4 protein-coding genes are annotated in these 3,413 nt (G+C 46.7%); 3 read left to right on the forward strand and 1 reads right to left on the reverse strand.

Annotated features, from left to right (window positions below; genetic code table 11):
- From DMB44_RS00750 to DMB44_RS09525, 3 genes are all read left to right on the forward strand, one after another.
- Positions 1-330 (forward strand): zinc ribbon domain-containing protein (locus DMB44_RS00750; RefSeq protein ID WP_153280098.1); only part of this gene is annotated, 330 nt, incomplete at its 5' end.
- Between the two features lie 29 nt (positions 331-359).
- Positions 360-1,226 (forward strand): MFS transporter, encoded by an 867-nt coding sequence (locus DMB44_RS00755; RefSeq protein ID WP_237265200.1) that lies wholly within the window; start codon positions 360-362, stop codon positions 1,224-1,226.
- A gap of 29 nt (positions 1,227-1,255) precedes the next feature.
- Positions 1,256-1,585: a hypothetical protein gene (locus DMB44_RS09525; protein WP_237265201.1), complete on the forward strand. Its 330-nt coding sequence runs from the start codon at positions 1,256-1,258 to the stop codon at positions 1,583-1,585.
- Positions 1,586-1,598: 13 nt separating this feature from the next.
- Here DMB44_RS09525 and DMB44_RS00760 read toward each other — a convergent pair whose 3' ends face one another.
- The gene (locus DMB44_RS00760; RefSeq protein WP_110640163.1) at positions 1,599-3,290 is read right to left on the reverse strand and encodes an APC family permease; all 1,692 of its coding nucleotides are present in this window, start codon (positions 3,288-3,290) and stop codon (positions 1,599-1,601) included.
- Positions 3,291-3,413: the final 123 nt, after the last annotated feature.

A 3,413-nucleotide genomic window follows, 5' to 3' on the forward strand; every position in this document is an offset into this window, starting at 1 on the left:
CTGGAATGGAAAGCAGAAAAATATGGAAAGAATATAATAGAGATAGGAAGGTTCGATCCATCATCTAAGATATGTTCATCATGCGGTAACATAAAGCATGATCTGAAGTTATCAGATCGCATATATCATTGTGATGTGTGCGGATTAACGATTGACAGGGATCTGAATGCCGCCAAGAACATAAGGAAAATAGGATTGATAAAAGTAGGATCGGTGCGATCCGAATTCACGCCTGTGGAGATCGCAACATCGGGCTTGTATGGAATATATCCGTACAGGCAGAGGCCGGTCGTTGAATCAGGAAGCTCCGATGCTTCAGCTGAGGAGTAGCTCACCCGGGTGCCCTGGTTGGTTGGATAATGGACGCATTCAATCTGAGCATGAAGTTTCTGCTTGTTCCAGTACTTGCTGATCTTTTCTTCCCGGCCCATTACGGTCTCGCAATAGTTGGAACGTGGAGCATATACACCACAACCTTCGTCTTCAGGCCAGTGGGTGGTTTCATATTCGGAAGGCTTGGCGACAAAATAGGCAGGAAAAACACAATGTTCATTACGCTTCTTGGTCTTGGACTCATTACTTTTGCGACTGGTTTTCTGCCAGTATACGCTTCTATAGGCGTAGTAGCGCCCATCCTGCTCTTTCTGTTCCGTGCCATAACCGGTATCTTTGCTGGTGGAGAATATGGCAACGGATCCTCAATAATCATGGAATCGGTGAATGCAGGTAGAAGAGGCATATGGGGTGCAGCTGTACAGAGCGGTTATCCTATAGGATATACGCTGGCAGCTTCAATATTCCTCTATCTGCATTACATCTTTCCTGGATCAGCGTTCTCAGTGATTGGATGGAGATGGATGTTCTGGATAGGTTTGATACCTGCAGTCATAGGCCTCATCATAAGGATAAGGATGCCAGAGTCCGCACTCTGGGAGGAAACCATCAGGAAGAAGAGAGAAGGGAAGAGGACGTCTATCAGCCCCATGGCGGCATACAACATAATTCTGGGCGCTCTCGCCATGACGGGCATAGCATGGGTCTACGGTCTAACCCTCGGGTTTTTCCCAACGATACTGTCCGTGCATGCGTTCATAAAGTTCCCACACTTCCTGTACGTTGTTATAACCGCCATACTCGTATCGCTCATCGGATACATGATATCTGGATATATCAGCGATATGATAGGAAGAAGGCTCACCATGATGATTTTGCGGCTCTCGGCATAGTGTTGTCCATACCGCTGACATACATGATCATGAACCATTATCTGGAATTCACAGGCGCGCTCATCTTTGCAAGCGCAATCGCGTTTGTGACAACGGGCGTATACGGGGTAATACCATCCTATCTATCTGAGAAGTTTCCAACAGAGATAAGGAGCACAGGAACTGGCATCGGATTCAATGGAGGATTCATACTGGGGAACTGGAGCACGGTCTTTCTCCTTCTGATCGTCACCTTTACCTCTAGAGATTTCTATGTCTGGTGGGGTATATTCATCATCATAGGAGAAGTATTCATACTGATGTCCGCAGCGCTCTCTAAAGAAACAAGGGGAACGGATCTTTCAAATATAAAATTATAAATTTTTATATTTTTCACACGTACTGATCCTCATTGGCGATCATAGCCGCAATTTCTTCAGTCTTTATTCCGCTCTTTATCGCCCATACATAGAAAATAGCGCTTACGATTGCCACAACAATGAGATCGAGCGGAAACTTAATGACTGCTATACCGCCATATTCGCCGAGGTATGAAAGCACTGTGAGAACTACTATGAATACAGGAACCCAGAGTCCTGCTTTGATATTCGTAATGTTGAAACTCTGATCTATGGCATGCAGAGCAGCAAGAACGGCGTAAAGAACTAGGCCGGCAAATATGCCAATGGCCAGATAGAGCGTTGTTGGCCAGCCGGTCCAGTATACAGCTTCCGTGGCGAGCACGAACGCTATAGGTGCCATAACAGAAGCGGCTGGCAGCCTGAACGGTCTCTTGAGCTCAGGAGCCTGCTTTCTGAAGTTCATCAGTGCGGCTCCACCAACTATGTATGTAAATACCGTTGCACCGCTTATGAAGCCAACCATCTTGTACCAGCTTGGAAATGGCAGGAAGAACAGAAAACCGACGAGGAGTGTGGTTATGAGCGGAATCAGTGGTATCCTGTTCCTCTCCTCTATCTTAGCGAATGTCTTTGGAAGATGCCCGTTGACGGCCATACCGTAAAGCGTCCTAGCGGAGGTACCCATGTAAACATTCAGCGTTCCGGATGGGGCAATGTATGCACTTGCGTACAGCGTGTATGTCAGCCATACGAGCCCTGCTGAGAGTGCCACGGTGGCAAATGGTGCATTCATGAGATCATAGGCATATGGATAAGCCGTGGCGGCATTGCTGGCTGTAGCTAGTTTTGAAAGCTGAGACCACTGGCCAGGTATGAGGCCAACCTTGGACCAGTCGATCCCGCCTACGAAGACAACCTGCAGCAGGGAGTATATGGCCATGCCTATCAGAACCGATCCTATGGTGGCTATTGGTATGGATCTCTGCGGGTTTTTGGCCTCTCCGCCATAGTCTATGGCCTGCCTGAACCCAAAGTACGAGAAGACTATGCCGGTGCTTGATATTGCTCCGAATACGGGCGCCCATCCGTAGGGCATAAAGCCATTGCTCGGAATTATCTCTGAGGGATTGAAGTGTACGAATATGAGCACGAGTATGGTCAATACCGGTATTATCACCTTGACCCAGGTCAGTCCCTGGTTGGTTTTACCCATTATATGTACGCCTGCGTAATTCAGGAAGAAGAAGGCGATCATGAGGATCATTGCTATAAGCGTCCCGATGCCTGTCATTATGCCGTTGGCAATTAGTGCGGGCTTGGAAACATAACTGGCTGCGTATGTGACAACAGCCTCCGCTTCTATGGCTGGAACTGACACTGCGCTGAGGAAGTAAGCCCATCCGAATAGAAATCCAGCGAAACTTCCATGGGACAGATGACCATACCTTACGATCGCTCCGGACCTTGGTATCATTGAACCTAACTCAGCGTATACAAGTGCTATGAATATCACGATTATACCACCAAGTACCCAGGCCAATATAGACGCTGGCCCTGAGAGTATAGAGGCAGCATAGGCCGCGAACAACCATCCTGAACCTATTATTCCGCCGACGCTCAGCATCAGCAGATCCCATGTGGATAGGGCTTTTCTCAATTTTCTATCCTCATTTTCCACATAGGATATATTTGTATCCTGAATTGGGCTACTTTGTTCTCCCATACAATGAATATGATTTTATCAATATATAAAATTTCGCGTTAATTGCTAATTCATAGAACTGTTCAGATATAGAAATATGCCATTTATATTAGTATGTTTCTGCTGTAGATAATATGAAATATA

It is taken from the genome of Thermoplasma sp. Kam2015 (assembly GCF_003205235.1).
GTDB lineage: Archaea > Thermoplasmatota > Thermoplasmata > Thermoplasmatales > Thermoplasmataceae > Thermoplasma.

What these genes read in the sequence shown, in the direction of transcription:
- DMB44_RS00755 (WP_237265200.1), top strand. Translation starts at nt 360, where the DNA reads ATGGACGCATTCAATCTGAGCATGAAGTTTCTGCTTGTTCCAGTACTT.
- DMB44_RS09525 (WP_237265201.1), top strand. Translation starts at nt 1,256, where the DNA reads ATGAACCATTATCTGGAATTCACAGGCGCGCTCATCTTTGCAAGCGCA.
- DMB44_RS00760 (WP_110640163.1), bottom strand. Translation starts at nt 3,290, where the DNA reads ATGGGAGAACAAAGTAGCCCAATTCAGGATACAAATATATCCTATGTG.